The 1,077-nt window shown below is 51.7% G+C and carries 2 pseudogenes; both read right to left on the bottom strand.

The window, feature by feature from the left end:
- Positions 1-140 precede the first annotated feature (140 nt).
- Positions 141-484 (bottom strand): annotated as a pseudogene (locus ACBR42_RS17075) (transposase); the annotation flags it as partial.
- A gap of 478 nt (positions 485-962) precedes the next feature.
- Positions 963-1,077: pseudogene (locus ACBR42_RS17070) on the bottom strand (IS5/IS1182 family transposase); the annotation flags it as partial.

Below are 1,077 nucleotides of genomic sequence, written 5' to 3'. Positions count from 1 at the left end.
TGGGTGGCAGGACACCGGATCAGGTCGCCAGACAAGTGTCTCGGGGGCATGCCCCCGAGACACTTGTCATCCCATCAACCCAAAGCCATAAAAAACGGGAACTCTCCTTTTGAGTGGATACAAAAAAAGGGGCACGTCACAATAAACGCGATCATTTGCGAAACGGGCGGTCGAGCGCTACCTGTGCAAAATAAGCCGAAGCCTTCTTCAGGATCTCATTGGCCTGACGCAGTTCACGGACCTCACGCTCCAACGCCTTGATCCGTGCCGTCTCAGCCGTGGTCGGTCCCGGTTGCGTCCCCGCATCCCGCCGGGCCTGCTTCCACCAGTCGTGCAGGCTGTCGCCCGAGTAGCCAAGCTTACCACCAATTTCTCGACAGGCCGCCGAAATACTCGGGTAATCCGATCGATGTTCTTCCCGATGGCGCACGGCGCGCTCACGGAACTCAGGCGAATAACGCGATGTTTTCTTCTCCTCTACCATAGGGTTTACCCCCTGAGAGTTTTACTCTCCGGTAAACCCGGGGCAGTTCATGAGGAGGTCAGGCTGAATTTCGTTGGTGCGGCTGAGGACGAACGTTGTTGACCGTGTTTGCGGGCCTCTGGCGTATTTTCGTCTCTTTTTCACAGGTTAAAATCAGTGGTACATTCGGATTTTTGCACGAATATTTCCAACTGACCCTTGGGTTAGAAATAACGCAGATGTTATTGTGGTGTGCATGGACGGAGATATTCTTCGGTCAGTTCTAAAACGTTTCTGCTGTTTGCAGAGACCGGGGGAATGAAGATATCTGGACCAAAATTTCTCTGGGGAATACGTTCTGTATCAAAGCCGAGTAGGCGTTTATCTGAACCGTCGTTCCACAGGACTTGCAGTGGAAGAAACGTCTTATTGACAGTAACGGAAAGTTTGACCATCTTTCTACCGGAGAGTGTTGTTGTGCAAGTATTACAGCGTGTCGTCAGTTAAGCAGGATGATGATTGAGGCGAACTGCACGGCTGCGAGGAAGGTCGATTTCAGTTTATCGTAGCGGGTTGCGATAGCGCGAAACTGCTTGAGTTTATTGAAGAACCTC

The sequence above is a fragment of the Komagataeibacter sp. SM21 genome (assembly GCF_041402665.1).
Classification (GTDB): Bacteria; Pseudomonadota; Alphaproteobacteria; order Acetobacterales; family Acetobacteraceae; genus Komagataeibacter; species Komagataeibacter saccharivorans.
The sequence above is the reverse complement of the archived record's forward strand: the minus strand, read 5'-3'. Positions and strand labels throughout refer to the sequence as shown.